The following is a 17,042-nucleotide window of genomic DNA, read 5'->3' on the forward strand; positions in this document are numbered from 1 at the left end:
AGCGGTCGGCGCTGATGTGATCTCTATCCGGCATGCACGACATCACGCTTCTCACCGTTCCGGTGTTCTCCACCCTTTGCAACGCCGCCTTCGCGCTGCGCCGCGAGGTCTTCGTCATCGAGCAGCAGATCCCCGAGGCTGAGGAATTCGACGCCGACGACCTTACCGCCACGCATCTGGTGGCGATTGCCGCCGGCAATGTCGTCGGCACGCTGCGTATCATATGGACGCCGGAGCACGTGAAGCTTGGCCGCGTGGTCGTTGCGCAGCTCTGGCGCGGCCAGGGCATCTCCACCCGGCTGCTCCGCCACGCCATGGCCCTGGCGCGCGACAAGGGCGAGAGCCGCTTCTATCTCACCGCCCAGCACGACAAGCTCGCCGTCTACGAAAAGCTCGGTTTCGTCGCCTTCGGCGAGCCGTTCGACGATGGCTCAGGCATTCTCCACCTCAAGATGAGGACGTACTGAGGCGGATGGCCGGGGACAAGCAGTACCAGAACTGCCCCAACCACGGCTTGGTGCTGGCAGTGAGGAAGCAATGGCCACGGTTGTTCCATTGGGCGTTCGTGCTGGTCTCGTTTGGAACCTCCTGGCCGGACTACCCCTACCGTTGCCCCAAATGTGGTCGGCTCACTGAGCGGCCTGAGGATCAGCCGCTCTAGGCCGCGCTCCCGCAGCCGCGCCCCGGCGAAGAGACTACCAAGCCCTTACCGAATTAATTCAATCTTTACCGGTTAACCCGGCAAACCGCGCGCCGCCGTCAATTCTCCGCTAGCTTGCTGGACGTGGGGCGCCTCGCCGCCCCGACAGAACGCTGGGAGGCGTGGAAGGCCGGACCTCGGAAAACGGGGCCGGCCTTTGATTTTTGCAGCGACGAGAAGCAGTCGTGGTCGAGCTGACCCACCGCGGTCACCCCACCCACATCCCAGTGAAAGCTGGGACCCATCTATCCTCCGGCGCAGGTTGAGAGCTGGGTCCCTGCTTTCGCAGGGATGACATCCTCGCCAATGCCGCCCAATCACAACAGCCTAAGCCAGCTTCTTGACCCAAACCGAAACCTCGTCGCCGCTGCTCATGTCAGCCTGGACGATCCCGTCGATCATGAAGCTGGGTGATACGTGGATGCCGTTCTGCCGAGCATAGCGCGCATCCCAGCGGGTCGATTTGTCGAGCAGCGGCTCGTCGAACGCCGCCATCAGCCTGAGCCCGGTATAGCCTTCGATGCGCCGGATCAGGTCGTTGGGCGTCGCGTCGCGGTTCGGCCCGGTGGCATGCCGTTCGAACTCGAACTCCTCGCGATGCTCGTAGACCGCCTGCATCACCTGCCTCGCCGCCGCATTGCCCGCCGGCAGGCGCGCCGCGGCATAGATCGCCCTGACGATCACCGGCGAGAACATGTGCCAGGGCTGCGAGTGCAGCCGGATCTTCACCGTCAGCTTGTCCTCGCCCACTGCCGCCAGCAGCGGCTCGAGCTTGCCGAAGGCCTTGGCGGAGTAGGGACAGGTCGGCTCGAGGAACACCTCGAACTGTCGCGGCCCGTGGCCCCATACCAATGGATCGACCCGGAACTCAGCCACGGCAAATACCTCTCATCAAATCAGAGCGCCAAGCTACCCGACCCGGCGGCCTGGCCTATCGGACATTGGTTGAAGTTCGCGCAGACCAAACTGAAAACGGTCGCCCGGTTTGATTTCCGGGGGACCGGAACGCTCGCCTCGTGATGACGTTATGTCTGCATCGGGCCGTGCGGCACGCCACAGCCAAGCGATGTGCCGCACGGCCTTGTTCATGAACCCACGAACGAGAGAACCTTAAATGTTCCGTACCCTTATGACCACCACTGCCGTCGTCGCCCTGCTCACTGCAGGCGCCATGGCGCAGGACGCCGCTGCGCCGGCAACCGAAGCTCCGGCCGCCGAGGCTCCCGCCACCACCGAAGCAACGCCGGCCGAACCGCTCGACACCTCGATCCTCGCTTCCGGCTACACCGTCACCGACAAGGATAACCTCGCGACTGAAATTATCGGCAAGCAGGTCTATTCCTCGTCCGCGGCGGACGCCGAGCATATCGGCGACGTCAATAACCTGGTGATCGGTGAAGGCGGCGAAGTCGCCGCTGTGGTCATCGGCGTTGGCGGCTTCCTCGGCATCGGCGAAAAGAACGTTGCCGTGAACTATGCCGAGCTCGAGTGGATCACCGCCGAAGACGGCAGCGAGCGCTTCGTGCTGGCGACCACCAAGGAAGCGCTGGAGACCGCCCCGAACTTCGAGACCACTGATGACGCCGCCGACGCTGCTCCGGCAGATACGACAGCGCCGGCAGCCGACGCCAATGCCCCTGCGGCAACCGCTCCGGCTGACAACGCTGCTCCGGCCGATCAGCCCGCCGACGCCATGGCTCCGGCCGATCAGAGCACTACCCCGGCAGCCACCACCGTGGCCGGGCCGATCGACCGCGCCACGTTGACCGATGCGCCGCTCACCGCTGAAGAGCTGATCGGCACCAATGCCTATGGCCCGGGTGACGAGCACCTCGGCGCCATCGGCGACGTGATCCTCGGCGCCGACGGCAAGGCCGTTGATGCGGTGATCATCGATTTCGGTGGTTTCCTCGGCATCGGCACCAAGCCGGTGGCCGTTTCGGTCGAGAACCTGCGCTTTGCCACCAACGCGAACGGCGACAAGTTCCTGTTCCTCAACGTGACGCGCGATCAGCTCGACAAGGCCGTGGCCTACAACAAGGACACCTGGGAAGCCGAGCGCGACACCCAGCTGCTGAAGACCGACGTTCTGCAGTAAGTATCCGCTGTCGCAAGCACGAAAGGCCCGCTCCGGCGGGCCTTTTTCATTGTCTGACGGCGAAGAGCCTCAGCGGCGGATGTGCCGGAGGCGGCCGATCTCGTCGTATTCGGCCTGCTCGGACTTGGCTTCCGCCGCAGTCTCGCGGCCATGCTCGCGCTGGTCCAGCAGTTCGACCTTCTTGAGGTCCTCCACTGCTTCGGCCAACGCATCCTGCGCCGCCTCGAGATTGCCCTTCATGTCGTTGGCCGAGGCCAGCAGGTTGTCCCTGCGGGCGATCGCCGCCTTGGCGAAGGTCGAATAGGCGAAATGCGCGATATCCGAGATGCCGGTCTTCTGCTGCTCGATTTCGATCTGCTGGTCGAGTTCGGCGGCCATCCGCTCGAAATCGGCGATCATCATCTCGATCTGCGTGACCTGCCGGCGCTTCTCGTCGACCTGAAACTTCTTAAGCCGGATCAGGCTCTCGCTGCGCGACTTCATGACTTGTACTCCTTACACCTCAAGTCATTCACTTCACTGACGCGGTTTGCTCGCCCACCTTGTCCAGAATTGCTTCCAGCATGACATAGCCGTCGGCAATAGAGGTGCGTTCTTCCCGCTGCTGGCTCAAAAACGCCTCCAGCGCCGGGTTGATCGCGATGGCACGGTCCACGCCTGGATCCGATCCCTTCCGGTATGCCCCCAGCCGGATCAGTTCCTCCATGTCGGCAAATGTCGACATGAGCTCTCGCGCCTTCTGCAGGGTGGGCCGCACATTGGCCGGCACGCACCCAGGCATGGTTCGCGAGATAGACCGGAGCACATTGACCGCCGGATAGCGTCCCCGCTCGGCGATCGAGCGCTCCATCACGATGTGCCCATCGAGAATGCCGCGAACGGCGTCCGCAATGGGCTCATTGTGATCGTCACCTTCCACCAAAACGGTAAATAGACCGGTAATGGAGCCCGATTCAGCAAGGCCTGGACCGGCTCTTTCGAGCAGCCTGGGAAGTTCGGTGAAAACCGTCGGCGGGTAGCCCTTGGCGGTCGGCGGCTCGCCGATGGCAAGGCCGATCTCGCGCTGCGCCTGGGCGAAGCGGGTGAGGCTGTCCATCATGCACAGCACCCGCTTGCCCTGGTCGCGGAAATACTCGCTGAGCGTCAGCGTCAGGTAGGCCGCCTGCCGCCGCATCAGCGCCGCCTCGTCGGAGGTCGCGACCACCACCACGGCCTGCTGGATGCCGACCTCGCCCAGATAGTCGGTGACGAATTCCTGCACCTCGCGACCGCGCTCGCCGATCAGCCCGATCACCGCCACGTCCACCTGGGCGTTGCGCGCCAGCATACTCATCAGCACCGACTTGCCGACACCCGAGCCGGCAAAGATCCCCATGCGCTGGCCTTCGCACATGGTGGTGAAGGTGTTGAGGGTGCGCACCCCCATATCGAGCGGATCGCCCACCCGCATGCGCTCATGCGCCGGCAACGGCACCTGGCGCAGCGGATAGGGCGTGGCGCCCGGCATCAGTGGACCCTTGGCGTCGATCGGCTCGCCATCGGCGTTGATCACCCGCCCCAGCCAGTACTCGGAGGGCTGCACCGCCCCATCATGGCTCTTGAACAGCGCCCGGCACCCGAGCCGCACCCCGTTCAGCGCCCCGAACGGCAGGCACAGCGCATGGCCATCGCGGAAGCCGATGATCTCGGCGCCCAGCACGCCGCCATTGGTGGTTTCGATTTCGACGCGCCCGCCGACGCGCAGCTCGCGCACCGGCCCGACCACTTCGATGAGCAGGCCCTGCACGGTTTTGACGCGCCCGAAGACTTCAACGTCCTCGATGGCGTCAATTGCGGCTCTCAGGGACTGCATCGGCCTCTTTCACGGTGCCCGAATCGCTTGAGGACCACGGTAACCGAACGTTAAGCAAAAAGCGTTAACCATGGGCCCCTACCCCGACATCCGCCTGGCGCGCCGCGAGCCGCTTTTCGAGCCCTCAAGGGCCCCAAATCCTTGAGTCGGCAGAGTCGATTGAAGGGCTTTCTTAACCTAGTTTCTTAAGTCGGTTAGGTGCGATTTCTGTAGCATTTTCAACGATTTAACATATCACTAACGGGAGACCCATTGCATCTTGCGGATCAGAATTAAACTTTGTTAACTAATTGCGCTTAGGTTTGGGTCATATCCAGTAGGGTTCGGTTAAGGGTGAACGCGCAGGGCGCCTCATCCATAGTTCCAGCAGGGAACGGTTTAAGGGGATTGACGGCATGCGTGTACTCTTGATCGAGGACGACAGCGCGACAGCGCAGAGCATCGAGCTGATGCTCAAATCAGAGAGTTTCAACGTATACACGACGGACCTCGGTGAAGAGGGCGTCGACCTAGGCAAACTCTACGATTACGACATCATCCTGCTCGATCTGAACCTTCCCGACATGTCGGGCTACGAAGTGCTGCGCACCCTGCGCGTGGCCAAGGTGCAGACCCCGATCCTGATCCTTTCTGGTCTCGCCGGCATCGAAGACAAGGTGCGCGGCCTCGGCTTCGGCGCTGACGACTATATGACCAAGCCGTTCCACAAGGATGAGCTGGTCGCCCGCATCCACGCCATCGTCCGCCGTTCCAAGGGTCATGCGCAGTCGGTCATCTCCACCGGCGACCTGACCGTGAACCTCGACACCAAGACCGTCGAAGTGCAATCCGCCCGCGTCCATCTCACGGGCAAGGAATACCAGATGCTGGAGCTGCTCTCGCTCCGCAAGGGCACTACCCTCACCAAGGAAATGTTCCTCAACCACCTCTATGGCGGCATGGACGAGCCCGAGCTGAAGATCATCGACGTCTTCATCTGCAAGCTCAGGAAGAAGCTCTCGGTCGCCACCGGTGGCAAGAACTACATCGAGACCGTCTGGGGCCGCGGCTACGTGCTGCGCGAGCCCGACGAGAACGAAAGCTTCGCCGAATCGAGCGTCGCCTAGCGCGCTGCTTAGCGTCGCCTAGCGCGCCGTTTGGCGTCGCCTAACTCATTCAGTCCTGCGTTGCGGCAGACCTGGGGAACCCCGTACCAGAAGGTGCGGGGTTTTCGCTATTCTTGGCGCCTTCAAACGGTGAGATACTCCAGCCGGTGCGGGCTGCCCCCCGCTGTCCCCTCCCCCTAAACATGGGGAGGGAGAACCTCACGCCGATATCGGGGCTACCGTCTCCCTCCCCATTCCGGGGACGCCATTGCGTCCCCTAGGGGGGGAGGGATCAAGGGTGGGGGTCGGTCAACCACCGGCGGCGGGATCAGAGCGCCCCCAACCGGCAGGCCCTTGAGGAGCCGGCCGGCCAATGGCACCCTCCGGCCATGAGCGATATCGCGTGGATTGCGCCGGACCGGGCTGCCGTCGCGGCGGCATTGGCGAGTATCGGCGTCGCCATCGATCCGGCCGAGATCGCGCTGCTGCTGCGCGACAGTCGCTTTGCGGTCCGCCTCCCCGGCCACCGTATCGCCTGGTTCCCGACCGATCCGCACGGCCAGCAGCGCCTCGCCCGCGAGGCTCGTGCTCTCGCCCTCATCGAACGCCGCTGCAGCTTCCGCGCCCCGCGCCTCATCCACCGGTCGGCGACGGGCTGGCAGTTGCGCTCCGAAGTGCCGGGCACGGCCGATCCGTTCGCGGTCTATCACCGCGTTCGCGACGATCGACACTTCGCTGCGGCACTTGGCGCCAATCTGGGTCGCCTGCTGGCCGACCAGCACCACAGCATCCCTTTAGTGGAGCTCGGCGACTGGCTGCTGCCCCGCCCCGGCTGGCCGCCACCGCTGCCGCAGGTGGCAGCACACCTGCCACGCGTCACCGACGACCGCGACCTCGTCGCTCGCGCCCTGGCGCTGCTGGCCCGTTACGAAGCGACGGAGGCGGCCATCACCGATCGAGTCCTCGCCCACACCGATTTCGGCTTTCACAACATGGTGGTGACAGCGGACGGCGCCGTGGTGGGCGTGTTCGATTATGACGAAGCCTCGCTCGCCGACTGGCATTACGACTTCCGCTACCTGCTGCTCGATACCGAAGACGAGGCGCTGTTCACCGCCGCGGTGACAGCCTACGAGGCCGCCGGCGGCCAGCCGATCGACGTCAGCCGGGTCCGCCTCTTCAACGCCGCCTCTGCCGTCGCCTTCCTTGCCTTGCGCGGCGGAGCCGGGCCGGAGGAAAAGCCGGCCGGCCGTACGCTCGCCGAAGACCTGCGCTGGGTTCGCATGGCGCTGGAGCGCGCCGGCTAGGCCGCGCGCCGATGTCGCATCGCGCGCCGCGACCGGCGTGCGCACATTATGCTTATGCGCGCCCGTCCGTTTCAGTTGCCGCTCACCAGCCTCCTGCGCAAGCGCATCGGGCCCGGTGATTTCGTCGATTCTTATGCCGTCCCGCTCGCCGACCCCGACCTGACCCCGATGCAACTGGCAGCGCGGCTGACCGTCATGCCGGGCTGGGTCAACGGCCTGCTGTGGCTGCGTAACGGGCTGGTCTCGCCGCTTGGGCTGAAGACCGGCGCCGACGCGACGCCGGCCAACGGAGATCCCGGCATCGGCGATTACGTCAGCTTCTTCCGGCTCGAGGAGTTGTCGCCCAACGAGGCGATCCTCGGCGAAGACGATCGGCATCTCGATTTCCGCGTTTCGGTGCTGAAGACCGCGGGCCCACACCCCCTGGCCGCCATCTCCACCTGGGTGCATCCGCACAACCTGGGTGGCCGGCTTTATCTCGCCGGCGTGCTGCCGTTCCCCAAGCTGATCATCCGCCGCATGCTCGCCAACGTCGCGGCCTGATCGATATGTATCCTGCCCTCGTCCGGCACCATCATCGGAAGTAATTCCATCGATGGGTTGCCGAGTTGCTTGTTTCTCGCGCCGCGGCCCTACGAAACACCGCCCTTTCGATGTACAACCTCCGCCATGGACGAGGCACAACATCGGTTCGGCCCATTTGTTCTGACGCCGGGCCGTGAGTTGCGGCGCGACGGCCACCCCGTGGCGCTTGGGCCGCGGGCCCTGATGATGCTCGAGACCATGCTCGAGGCTGAGGGCGAGATCGTCACCAAGGCCGAGATACTGGAGCGGGTCTGGCCCGGTGTGACGGTCGAGGAAGGCAACATCACCGTGCAGATCGCGGCGCTGCGCAAGGAGCTCGGCTCCCGCCCAGGCGGCGAGGAGTGGATCGTCACCGTGCCCCGCGTCGGCTATCGGCTGGTGCGGGGTCCTGTCCCCACCCCCGCCGAAGCGCCGCCCGCCGACGCCAGCGGCAAGCCCAGCGTTGCCGTCCTCCCCTTCGTCAACCTCAGCGGCGACGCGACGCGCGACTACTTCGCCGACGGCCTGGTCGAAGACCTGATCACCGCCCTCAGCCGCTTCAAGTCCTTCGCCGTCGTCTCGCGCTACTCCTCCTTCGCCTACCGCAACCGCACCGCCGACATCCGCCAGGTCGCTCGCGAGCTCGGCGTCCGCTACCTGCTTGAAGGCAGTGTCCGGCTCTCCGGCGAGCGGGTCCGGGTCACCGTGCAATTGGTCGATGCCGCCAGCGGCACCCATCTCTGGGCCTCGAGCTTTGATGGCGAGATGGGCCAGATCTTCGAGTTTCAGGACAAGATCACCGAGTCCGTCGTCGGCCTCGTCGAACCGCAGCTCCGCCGGGCCGAGATCGAGCGTACCCGTCGCCGCTGGCCCGACAACCCGCAGGCCTATGACCACTTCCTCCGCGCCCTGCCCTTTTTCAGCTCCCGCAATCCAGCCGACTACCTGACGGCGCTAGGCCACCTCGAGCACGCCGTATCGCTGCAGCCGGACTACGCCGCCGCCCTTGCCTATGCCTCATGGAGCCTCGCTCGCCACGGCACGGTAGCACTCACCGCGCTCGACACAGCCGGCGTCGCTCGTTGCCTCGAGCTGGCTCGGTTGGCATTGCAGTATGGCGACGACGACCCGCTGGTGCTGGCCATCTGCAGCCACTCGCTGCTTGCCATCGGCAACATGCGCGCTGAGGGCCTCGCTATGGCCGACCGGGCGCTCGCCGCCAACCCGCACAATGTCATCGTTCAGGTGCTGGGTGGTATCTGCAACATGCTGGCCGGCGACCCGGCCAAGGCCGAAGCCTGCTACAGGCGCGCCTACACCCTGAGCCCGGGCGCTCCCGAGGCCTCCGAAAGCCTCGCCGGCATCGGCTTCGCCCGCTTCTTTATGCACGATTTCGAAGGCGCGCTCGTCTGGCTCGACCGCTCCCGCGCCACCCTGATGGATTGGCCCCCGACGTACTGGATCCAGACCGCCGCCTATGCGCATCTTGGTCGGCTGGACGAGGCAGAAGCGACGCTGGCCCGCCTCAAGAGCTTTGCCCCGTACACGTCAATCGCCGGCGTCGAGACCGTGGCGCAGCGCTCCGACGGCCGCTTCGCGCTCATCATTGAGGGCCTGAGGAAAGCCGGTCTCACCTGACGGGCCGATTTAGCAACTCATTTGGAACTGCCTAAGGACCCAAAGCACGCCGATCGGCCAGATTTGTCCTCACAGCGCCGCCTGGCGCCAACTGAAGAGGGTCGAAATGGACATGCTTCTTGCCGCCGCCATGGATGCGCTGGCCCGACCGGCCATCGCCACCGGACGCCGCCTGCTGACACCGACCGACGAGAATGACTACTACGCCAGACATACCCTGAACATCATCGTGCCGGCTTGGCTGCCGGCCCTCATTGCCCTGCTCCGCCGCAACCACCGCACCGCGCCCGAGCGCATCGGCGCTACGCGCCACGCTTGACAGAACGCATCACGAGGGGACGAAAAATGGCACTTGATATCATCGGTCCGGGCTTCGGACGCACCGGCACCAACTCGCTGAAGGTCGCGCTGGAGCACCTGGGCTTTGGACCAGCGCACCACATGTTCGAGGTCCGCGACCATCCGGAGCAACTGCCCGGCTGGCAGGCGCTGGCCGACGGGGCACGCCCCGACTGGGACGCCCTGTTCCGCGGCTATCGCTCCCAGGTTGATTGGCCCGGGGCCCGTTACTGGCGCGAGCTCGCCGCCCACTACCCCGAGGCCAAGGTAATCCTAACGGTGCGCGACGCCGATGAGTGGTTCGACAGTGTCGAAGCGACCATCGCCAAGTTCATGGCCGGTCGCGGCAGCTACGACGATCCGCATGCCAACGGCGTCGCCAACATGGCCCACAAGCTGATCGTTGATGGCGTCTTCGATGGGCGGATGTTCGAGCGGGCCTACGCCACGACGCTGTTCAATGCCCATATAGCTGAAGTGCAGGCCAGTATTCCCGGCTCGCACCTGCTGACTTTCGACGTGAGCGATGGTTGGGAGCCGCTGTGCGCCTTCCTGGGACTGCCGGTGCCGGCAATCTCGTTCCCGCGGCTCAACTCGTCCAAGCAGTTCCTCAGCGAGGAATGGGCGGAAGAGGCCTGAGGCTTGGCCGGCGCTAGGCGACGCTGGCGCGCTCGGCGGCGCTCACGGTGAACTTGCCCTCGAGATGGTCGCGCTCGAACGGCTTCATCATGTAGTCGTCGACCCCGGCTTTCAGCGCCAGCGCGATTTGCCCGATATCGTTCTCGGTGACCATGTAGACCACGCGCGGCGTGTGTCCGCCGACATAGCCGCGCAGCAGCTTCAGGAACTCGAGCCCGTTCATCACCGGCATCTGCCAGTCGAGCAGGATCGCGTCCGGCATTTCCTGGCGGCACTTGTCGAAAGCTTCCTGCCCGTCCTCCGCCTCATCCACAATGTAGTCGAGATCCTCCAGGATGCGGCGCGCAACCTTGCGCACCACGCTGGAATCATCGACCACGAGGCAGGATTTCATGACGCTTCTCCCAAGTCGGCAGAAGCGCGAGGCCCGTCCGAGGCCCTGCCCATCCGCCGCACGACGCGCGCTCGATCTTGCCCGGATGGCTCCGGGCGCAGACCGACCGACGCTTGTCGTTCGCCCACACTATCCCGCAAATCTGCGTATGAATGGTTAGCGAAACTTGAACCCTTCTCCGCATCGGCGAGATTTTTGAGAACAACGACAGGTTTGCCTGCTTGAGCGGCCTGAAATGAGCCAATAGCGCGCCTGCACAGAACTTGCGCATACAACGCACACAGACCTTTCCGGCTCGAAAGCCCGATCACTCAATCACGAAGCATTTCGCTGTTTCGCTCAGGGCTCGATCGCGGCGTAGGTCGGAGCCGGCACGCGCATCTCGATCGGCGCATTCCAGTATCTGGCAAAGGCCAGCATGTCGAAATAGCCGTTCCCGTCGACCCCGGGGCCCATCGCCTCATCGAGGAAGGCCGACATCATCTCGACGCTGATATTGAGCTTGCCCAGGTACCAGCCGAAGATCGCGATGGTCTTGTCATCCGGCCGGCCGACGCTGGCGCCCTGGATCGCCACCGGCAGGTGGTTGGAAATCTCGACGCCTTCGTCGGCGATCATCTTCAGGCCTGAGATCCAGATATAGGCGCAGGCCGAAAGACAGGTGCCCACGGCGTGGGTCCTGAGGTAACGCTCATGGATGATCACGCCGATCCGCACGGCGCTCAGCATGTCGCCGCCGGGCCCCTCCAGTTCGATGATCCGCGGCTCATGATCACGCACTTCGGCGAGGAAGATCGCACCATCCATGGCGGTGATCCGCCCCGCAAGCCGCATCACCACCTCGTCGCGCTCGTTCGTCCGATAGCTGTATTCGGCCGCACCTGCTCCAGCGACACTGCCCGCGCCAAGCACCACAAGACCGGCAAGCAGCAGCGCACGGCAACGATCCCACCTGTTGCGCATCAGTCCATTCCCTGCGAGTGCCGCCATCAGACGATCACCGATAAACGGCAACAGCGCATCACCCGATTGGGGTATTACCGGCCGAAAACAGCCGTGCTATAAAGACATCATTCGCTATCGCCGCGCTTTTTGCCGTATTTCTCTCCAGCGACTCATACTCAAATCCAATTTACGTCGATAATTTCTGCAGGTCATACTGAATCGACCTGACGAATGACTACGCGTTTTGGCTGACAAGGACTCAGAGTGCATGATAGCGCCTCCACATTGAAATCGATTACAAGCACAGTGAAATCGATTACAGAGCCGTCGCCAAGTATTTCTATGCGACGCCGCACCCGCATCCCAACCGATGGTGTGGCGACGCCGCGCGCCGGACGCGCCATGAATGCCCCCGCCGAGTTGATCGATCTGATCTATGAGGCGGCAGCCGTGCCCGAGCTTTGGTCCACCGTGCTGTTGCAGCTGTGCGGAATGGCCGGGGCTCATGCCGGGGCATTGACCTGCATGGATGCGTCCGGCCTCGCCGGCTACATCGCGACCGACACCTACGAGGCCGCCTATCAGGATTACTGGGAGCACGGCAACGCCGTAGAGAACGTCCGGCTGGAACGCTCGCTGCGCGATTATCCGATGGCGTTCTCATCCGATCTTGAGCTCTGTTCCGAGGCGGAACTGGCCACCGATCCGCTCTATCTCCGCTTCCTCCGCCCGCATGGGCTGGAATGGACTGCCGGCACGGTCATCCCGGTGCCGAGCGGCGACCTGCTGGTCTTCGACCTCGCCACCCGGGCCGGCGCCGGCCGGTTCAGTCGCGAGGCCATGGCGCTGCTCGATCGCGTCCGCCCGCACCTCGCCCGCGCCGCGCTGCTGTCGCACCGGCTCGGCCGGCGCGCTGCGGCCAATCAGGCCGCGGCCATGCAGATGGTGGGGCTACCCTGTGCCGTATGGGGCCGCTCGGGTCGGCTGCTCGCCACCAACGATCTGTTCGAGGCGCTGGCGCCGCGCGTGCAGTTCGCGGCCTTCGGTCGTCTCGCCTTCGCCGATCCGGAAGTCGATCGGCTGGCCCAGGCGGCGATGGCCTCCATCGCCTCGGAGGCCGGACCTGCCATCCGCTCGATCCCCGTGCGCGCCGCCCCCGACGCTCCGGCGCTGGTCGTCCACCTGTTACCGGTGCGGCGCGCCAGCGGCGATATCTTCGTTGCGGCCGAAGGGGTGATCGTGGTGACGCCGGTGGCGGCGCCCGCCGCACCGCTGACCCAGGTGCTGATGGGGCTGTTCGACCTGACTCCGGCCGAAGCCAAGGTGGCCCGCGGCATTGCCTCGGGCCTGGATGTCCAGCACCTCGCCGCTGCGCTTGCCCTCTCACGCGAGACGGTACGCAGCCAGCTCAAGGCCGTGCTGGCCAAGACCGGCACGCGCCGTCAGGCCGAACTGGGGTTGATGCTGACAGGAGCCCGACCACTGCCGGACCCGAAATGATCGTCAGGCGGCGGCCGCGACTGCCTTGGGCGTGGCCGAGAACTCGAACACATCGTTCTCGATGCCGATCTTCAGCTCCATGTCGGTCATCCGCGCCAGGATGCCGGTGTAGAATGGCTGGATGCCGCGGGCATCGACCCCACCCTCGGGCGAACCGGACAGCAGCCCTTCGGCGCCCGACGGCATCAGCGTCTTCTGCCGCTTCTCGGGATCCGATTTCGAGGTCAGGGTGAACACCTCGGCGCCCGCGGCGCCTTCGATCCTCGCCGTCACCACGCCGCCGCGCGGCACCGCCATGGCGGCGATCAGCAGCATGTTCATGAACAGCTTGGCCTTGTGCTTGGGGAGCAGGATCAGCGGCACCTGCCAGTCGAGGTCGGCCTTTTCGATCTCGAAATATACCCGCGCCACCCGCTCGCACTCGCGCGTGTCGAAATCGGTGCCCGCCGTCGACGAGGCGCCATAGGCCAACCGCGCGAATTCGAGCTTCGCCCGCGCCTGCTTGGCGGCATTGGCGATCAGCTCCTGCGCCCCGTCGGCCATCGCGGTCTGCGTCGGATCGGCCAGCACCTCGAGCCCATTGCCGATCGCCCCTACGGGGTTGATCAGGTCATGGCAGACCCGAGAACACAGCATCGCCGCGAGGTCGGTCGCCTTGAGCTCGATGAAATCCGCCATTCTATGGGTCCTTGCCGTCGAATCATTTTGGCGTAGCCTAACCGCAAGGGCCCGCAGACCCTAGGGGGTGCGGCGCTCTGCCTGGTTGGCAGCCATCACCGCAATCAGCTGCTCGTAGGCATCATTGACCCTCGGGCCGTCACCGAAGGCAAGTAACACCTGCCGACCATCTGGCAGCTTCAGCGTACACTGGTAGCCAGGGGAGCCTTCTGTGCTCGCGACGCTGGACAGTTTCGGTGCCGCGACATCGCTCAGGGCCGACTCCTTCGTTCGCTCGCCCCAGAGGTGGCGGTCGATAACTCTGAGCTTGCCTCTCGATGCTCTGACCGTGGTGATCGGCAGACGAAGCAGGACAATCTCGATGAACAGCACCAGGCCCCAGAGCACCACTACCCCCCATCCGAATGAGGGATCGGCGGCGTCTGGACCGCCCTGGAGCGATACGGCGAACGCAAAGATCGGAATTACCGGAGCCACGACCCAACCCAGTATTGCTGTCCGGTTGGTTTCCTCAAAAACCACTCCGCGAGGCGTGTTCAATGCGACGCTTCCGGCTCGGTCAGCGCCGTCTCAGCCGGCGCCACGTCCGCCGCCTTGCCCACCGCATCCGCGACGCTGCCCTCTTCGCCGGTCAGCGTGCCCGAGAGCTTGCCCCAGCCGCTATTGGCTTCAAGCAGCGAGGTCTCCTCGCTCTTGAAGAACGCCTCGCGGTTGGCCACCGAGTAGAACAGGTAGAGCTTCATCCCCGAGATAACGTAGAGCCGCGGCTTGCCATCGGAGAGATAGCCCCGGGCGAGACTGGTGACGCAGTGCCCGCCGAACTGCGGGGCGTAGATCTCCGGGTTGCGCATGAACACGTCGCGGTTCGCCGCCGAGGCGAAGTACCACGGCACCCCGCCCCACCGGTACTCGAAGTCGGCGACGCCCTGGATCGGCTCGGGTTCGGTGAAATAGCTCACCGGATCATAGCCCTCGAGCGCCACCCCGGTCAGCGGGTCGGTGACGATGGCGGTGACCAGTGCAGCAGCGCTTACCGGGGCACTAAGTAGAAGCCCAAGGGTCAACCACAGAGCTACAAGAAGCCGGGTTATGGTTAAGTTTTGTTTACGCTTTTGCCGCATCATTGCCGCCATGAACGCCTAGCTTGAGCACACCCTCAGGCAAGCCGGATGCGCCGAACCTAGCGTCGTCATGGTAAGTACCGCGTAAATGGCCTGCCGCTCGAACTAAGCCCCTCCGGAGTGCCCTCATGCTCGACCGCATGGTCTACCTCATTCTTGCCGCCTTCGTCGCGCTGACCGCGGCCACGCTGGTGCTGACCCCGACCTTCAGCCAGGCGCAGGAGCAAGGTTCGCTCTCCGACACCTTCTCCGGCGACGAACTGGTCGATACCGGCCACCAGTTCTTCGGCTCCGTCGCCCAGGGCCTCGCCTCGCTGGTCGAGCGCGCCGTCAGCCAGTTCGGGCTGCCCAATGCCTATATCCTCGGCGAGGAAGCCGGCGGCGCCATCTTCGCCGGCGCCCGCTACGGCGAAGGCACCATGTACACCCGCAACCAGGGCGAGCATTCGCTGTTCTGGCAGGGCCCGACCGTCGGCCTCGACTTCGGCGGCGACGGTTCCAAGGTGATGATGCTGGTCTACAACCTGAACTCAGTCTCCGACGTCTACGGCCGCTACCCCGGTGTCGATGGCTCCGCCTACGTCATCGGCGGGCTCGGCATGACGGTGATCAAGTATGGCGACGTGGTGATGGTGCCGATCCGCTCCGGTGTCGGGGCGCGCCTCGGTGTCAATGTCGGCTACCTGAAGTTCACCCAGGAGCCGACCTGGAACCCCTTCTGAGCGGCCCGGCACGCAGCGATCGCGAAAACCGTCCGGAATCCGTTCAACCGCTGTTCATCGCAGCGGCGCATCGTGACCGCGTGCCCGTCTTCCGGTAAGGTTACGGCCTGACAGCGATAGCCGGGGGCGGCCATTGCTGCCAACGTAACGGGCGCGAACACCCGGGACCGGGCAGTTGCCGGTGGCGGAGTTGAGTTATGGTCATAGAAAACATCATGTATTTCGTGCTCGGCCTGCTCGTGGCCGGGCTGTTGGCGTTGATCATCATGCCCGCCGTCTGGCGCCGCGCCGTCCGCCTCACCAAGAAGCGCATTGAAGCCGCGACGCCGATGACCATGGCCGAGTTCCGCGCCGACAAGGACCAGCTGCGTGCCGAATTCGCCTTGTCCACCAGGCGCCTCGAGATGAACGTCGAGGCACTGCGCCGTCGCCTCTCCGACCAGCTCCGCGACATCAATCGCAAGAAGAACGAGCTCGGCGGCATCAAGGGCGAGCGCGACAGCCACCTGCAGGTGGTGCGCGAGCTCGAGGAGCGCGAAGCCGAAGCCCGCCGCCGCATCCTCGAACTGGAAAAGGACGGCGCCGATCTCGCCCAGAAACTGCGCATGCGCGACCGCGAACTGGGCGAGAAATCCAGCCAGCTCGACGCCGCCCGCGAAACCCTGCGCGGCAGCGCCCCGCGTGCTTTCGCCGTTGATGGCAAGGCGCTGAGCGGCAACTACAACACCGATATCGACGAGTTGCTGCAATATCTCGAGATCGAAAAGAAGCGCTCGGAATTCCTCGAGACGCAGAACCGCACGCTGATCGAAAGCCTCGAGAATTCCGACAAGAGCGGCGCTGAAGCGCGGGCCGCGGCGACGGAGCTCCGCGAAAAACTCGCTAAACGCGACGACGTGGTGAGCGACGCCCAGTCCGACCTCGCCGAGGCCGAAGCCCGCATCGCCGACGCCGAAAGCCGCGTCTCGACGCTCCTCGCCGAGACCACCAAACTGGTCGGCGACGGCGAGGAAAAGCGCGACATGCTGCTGGCCGAAAAGCTTGGCCTCGAAGAAGAAATGGAAAAGCTGCGCGCCAAGGTGGCCAGCGTCGAAGACACCGTCATGGCCGACTGGGACAGCGACCGCATCGAGCAGTCGCACCTGCGCGAACGGCTCAACGACATCGCCTCGGACGTCAGTCGCCTGGTCTACGCGCTCGAAGGCAACGGCCCGATCGACGAGGAAGAGAGCCTCGCCTCCCGCATGCAGAAATTCGTCGACGCCGAGGAAGCCGAAGCCGCACCGGTCAAGGGCCCCAAGGCGAGGAAAGGCGGCGCGCCGGAAGGCCAGGCGGTGTCAGACCGGTTGAAGGCGCTGCGCGAGTTGCAGGACGGTAACTGACCAATACGCCGCACCATCAGTTGGCGCGCCCTCTCCCGCTTGCGGGGGAGGGGGGACCAGCCGACAGGCTGGTGGGAG

General features: G+C 64.7%; 19 protein-coding genes. 11 read left to right on the forward strand and 8 right to left on the reverse strand.

Annotation, left to right across the window (positions count from 1 at the left end; all coding sequences use genetic code 11):
• Positions 1-32 precede the first annotated feature (32 nt).
• Entirely contained in the window at positions 33-467 is a 435-nt protein-coding gene (locus ASC68_RS07990; protein WP_055877501.1) for a GNAT family N-acetyltransferase, read from the forward strand.
• A 560-nt stretch (positions 468-1,027) separates the two neighbouring features.
• On the opposite strand, the gene ASC68_RS08000 is transcribed toward ASC68_RS07990, so the two are convergent.
• On the reverse strand, positions 1,028-1,576 hold the full coding sequence (locus tag ASC68_RS08000; RefSeq protein WP_055877506.1) for a DsbA family protein: 549 nt from the start codon (positions 1,574-1,576) through the stop codon (positions 1,028-1,030).
• Between the two features lie 238 nt (positions 1,577-1,814).
• Here ASC68_RS08000 and ASC68_RS08005 point away from each other — a divergent pair, with 238 nt between their 5' ends.
• Entirely contained in the window at positions 1,815-2,798 is a 984-nt protein-coding gene (locus ASC68_RS08005) for a PRC-barrel domain-containing protein (protein ID WP_082528001.1), read from the forward strand.
• 69 nt (positions 2,799-2,867) lie between these two features.
• Here ASC68_RS08005 and fliJ read toward each other — a convergent pair whose 3' ends face one another.
• Both fliJ and fliI read right to left on the reverse strand, forming a co-directional pair.
• A complete protein-coding gene (fliJ, locus tag ASC68_RS08010) occupies positions 2,868-3,281 on the reverse strand; it encodes a flagellar export protein FliJ (protein WP_055877511.1) in 414 nt (137 codons plus the stop codon).
• 28 nt (positions 3,282-3,309) lie between these two features.
• Positions 3,310-4,650 (reverse strand): flagellar protein export ATPase FliI, encoded by a 1,341-nt coding sequence (fliI, locus tag ASC68_RS08015; RefSeq protein ID WP_055877513.1) that lies wholly within the window; start codon positions 4,648-4,650, stop codon positions 3,310-3,312.
• 395 nt (positions 4,651-5,045) lie between these two features.
• Between fliI and ctrA the strand changes: the two genes are divergently transcribed.
• The 6 genes from ctrA (at position 5,046) to ASC68_RS08045 (ending at position 10,222) form a co-directional block, all read left to right on the forward strand.
• Positions 5,046-5,756, forward strand: a complete 711-nt coding sequence (gene ctrA / locus ASC68_RS08020; protein WP_055877515.1) for a response regulator transcription factor CtrA — start codon at positions 5,046-5,048, stop codon at positions 5,754-5,756.
• 368 nt (positions 5,757-6,124) lie between these two features.
• Complete coding sequence (locus ASC68_RS08025; protein WP_055877520.1) at positions 6,125-7,042, forward strand: aminoglycoside phosphotransferase family protein; 918 nt, start codon at positions 6,125-6,127, stop codon at positions 7,040-7,042.
• 54 nt (positions 7,043-7,096) lie between these two features.
• Positions 7,097-7,585: a DUF2867 domain-containing protein gene (locus ASC68_RS08030; RefSeq protein ID WP_055877522.1), complete on the forward strand. Its 489-nt coding sequence runs from the start codon at positions 7,097-7,099 to the stop codon at positions 7,583-7,585.
• 126 nt (positions 7,586-7,711) lie between these two features.
• A complete protein-coding gene (locus tag ASC68_RS08035) occupies positions 7,712-9,244 on the forward strand; it encodes a winged helix-turn-helix domain-containing protein (RefSeq protein WP_055877525.1) in 1,533 nt (510 codons plus the stop codon).
• Positions 9,245-9,350: 106 nt separating this feature from the next.
• Positions 9,351-9,563 (forward strand): hypothetical protein, encoded by a 213-nt coding sequence (locus tag ASC68_RS08040; protein ID WP_055877529.1) that lies wholly within the window; start codon positions 9,351-9,353, stop codon positions 9,561-9,563.
• 26 nt (positions 9,564-9,589) lie between these two features.
• Entirely contained in the window at positions 9,590-10,222 is a 633-nt protein-coding gene (locus ASC68_RS08045; RefSeq protein WP_055877532.1) for a sulfotransferase family protein, read from the forward strand.
• 13 nt (positions 10,223-10,235) lie between these two features.
• On the opposite strand, the gene ASC68_RS08050 is transcribed toward ASC68_RS08045, so the two are convergent.
• Together ASC68_RS08050 and ASC68_RS08055 are read right to left on the reverse strand one after the other, a co-directional pair.
• A complete protein-coding gene (locus ASC68_RS08050) occupies positions 10,236-10,616 on the reverse strand; it encodes a response regulator (RefSeq protein ID WP_055877535.1) in 381 nt (126 codons plus the stop codon).
• Between the two features lie 339 nt (positions 10,617-10,955).
• Positions 10,956-11,579 (reverse strand): hypothetical protein, encoded by a 624-nt coding sequence (locus tag ASC68_RS08055; protein ID WP_055877537.1) that lies wholly within the window; start codon positions 11,577-11,579, stop codon positions 10,956-10,958.
• A 324-nt stretch (positions 11,580-11,903) separates the two neighbouring features.
• Here ASC68_RS08055 and ASC68_RS08060 point away from each other — a divergent pair, with 324 nt between their 5' ends.
• Positions 11,904-13,061 carry a helix-turn-helix transcriptional regulator gene (locus ASC68_RS08060; protein WP_055877540.1) on the forward strand — a complete coding sequence of 386 codons (1,158 nt, stop codon included), beginning with the start codon at positions 11,904-11,906 and terminating at the stop codon, positions 13,059-13,061.
• 3 nt (positions 13,062-13,064) lie between these two features.
• Here the strand turns inward: ASC68_RS08060 and ASC68_RS08065 are convergent, their stop codons facing one another.
• From ASC68_RS08065 to ASC68_RS08075, 3 genes are read right to left on the reverse strand one after another with little or no spacing between them, the layout of a single operon-like run.
• Positions 13,065-13,739, reverse strand: a complete 675-nt coding sequence (locus ASC68_RS08065) for a histidine phosphotransferase family protein (RefSeq protein WP_055877543.1) — start codon at positions 13,737-13,739, stop codon at positions 13,065-13,067.
• Positions 13,740-13,799: 60 nt separating this feature from the next.
• Positions 13,800-14,279, reverse strand: coding sequence for a hypothetical protein (locus ASC68_RS08070; protein WP_055877545.1), 480 nt, complete (start codon positions 14,277-14,279; stop codon positions 13,800-13,802).
• Positions 14,276-14,803, reverse strand: a complete 528-nt coding sequence (locus tag ASC68_RS08075; protein ID WP_197421129.1) for a YHS domain-containing (seleno)protein — start codon at positions 14,801-14,803, stop codon at positions 14,276-14,278. The genes ASC68_RS08070 and ASC68_RS08075 overlap by 4 nt, the downstream gene beginning before the upstream one ends.
• Before the next feature lie 185 nt (positions 14,804-14,988).
• Between ASC68_RS08075 and ASC68_RS08080 the strand changes: the two genes are divergently transcribed.
• Together ASC68_RS08080 and ASC68_RS08085 are read left to right on the forward strand one after the other, a co-directional pair.
• Positions 14,989-15,582 carry a DUF1134 domain-containing protein gene (locus tag ASC68_RS08080; protein WP_055877551.1) on the forward strand — a complete coding sequence of 198 codons (594 nt, stop codon included), beginning with the start codon at positions 14,989-14,991 and terminating at the stop codon, positions 15,580-15,582.
• A gap of 197 nt (positions 15,583-15,779) precedes the next feature.
• Positions 15,780-16,964 carry a hypothetical protein gene (locus ASC68_RS08085; RefSeq protein WP_055877554.1) on the forward strand — a complete coding sequence of 395 codons (1,185 nt, stop codon included), beginning with the start codon at positions 15,780-15,782 and terminating at the stop codon, positions 16,962-16,964.
• Positions 16,965-17,042 lie beyond the last annotated feature (78 nt).

It is taken from the genome of Devosia sp. Root105 (genome assembly GCF_001424865.1).
Classification (GTDB): Bacteria; Pseudomonadota; Alphaproteobacteria; order Rhizobiales; family Devosiaceae; genus Devosia_A.

Bases quoted from the DNA above. Each gene is read 5' to 3' on its own strand.
- ASC68_RS08030 (WP_055877522.1), top strand. From the start codon at position 7,097: ATGCGCGCCCGTCCGTTTCAGTTGCCGCTCACCAGCCTCCTGCGCAAG.
- ASC68_RS08040 (WP_055877529.1), top strand. From the start codon at position 9,351: ATGGACATGCTTCTTGCCGCCGCCATGGATGCGCTGGCCCGACCGGCC.
- ASC68_RS08035 (WP_055877525.1), top strand. From the start codon at position 7,712: ATGGACGAGGCACAACATCGGTTCGGCCCATTTGTTCTGACGCCGGGC.
- fliI (WP_055877513.1), bottom strand. From the start codon at position 4,650: ATGCAGTCCCTGAGAGCCGCAATTGACGCCATCGAGGACGTTGAAGTC.
- fliJ (WP_055877511.1), bottom strand. From the start codon at position 3,281: ATGAAGTCGCGCAGCGAGAGCCTGATCCGGCTTAAGAAGTTTCAGGTC.
- ASC68_RS08005 (WP_082528001.1), top strand. From the start codon at position 1,815: ATGTTCCGTACCCTTATGACCACCACTGCCGTCGTCGCCCTGCTCACT.
- ASC68_RS08055 (WP_055877537.1), bottom strand. From the start codon at position 11,579: ATGCGCAACAGGTGGGATCGTTGCCGTGCGCTGCTGCTTGCCGGTCTT.
- ASC68_RS08080 (WP_055877551.1), top strand. From the start codon at position 14,989: ATGCTCGACCGCATGGTCTACCTCATTCTTGCCGCCTTCGTCGCGCTG.
- ASC68_RS07990 (WP_055877501.1), top strand. From the start codon at position 33: ATGCACGACATCACGCTTCTCACCGTTCCGGTGTTCTCCACCCTTTGC.
- ASC68_RS08065 (WP_055877543.1), bottom strand. From the start codon at position 13,739: ATGGCGGATTTCATCGAGCTCAAGGCGACCGACCTCGCGGCGATGCTG.
- ASC68_RS08045 (WP_055877532.1), top strand. From the start codon at position 9,590: ATGGCACTTGATATCATCGGTCCGGGCTTCGGACGCACCGGCACCAAC.
- ASC68_RS08050 (WP_055877535.1), bottom strand. From the start codon at position 10,616: ATGAAATCCTGCCTCGTGGTCGATGATTCCAGCGTGGTGCGCAAGGTT.
- ctrA (WP_055877515.1), top strand. From the start codon at position 5,046: ATGCGTGTACTCTTGATCGAGGACGACAGCGCGACAGCGCAGAGCATC.
- ASC68_RS08025 (WP_055877520.1), top strand. From the start codon at position 6,125: ATGAGCGATATCGCGTGGATTGCGCCGGACCGGGCTGCCGTCGCGGCG.
- ASC68_RS08085 (WP_055877554.1), top strand. From the start codon at position 15,780: ATGGTCATAGAAAACATCATGTATTTCGTGCTCGGCCTGCTCGTGGCC.
- ASC68_RS08060 (WP_055877540.1), top strand. From the start codon at position 11,904: ATGCGACGCCGCACCCGCATCCCAACCGATGGTGTGGCGACGCCGCGC.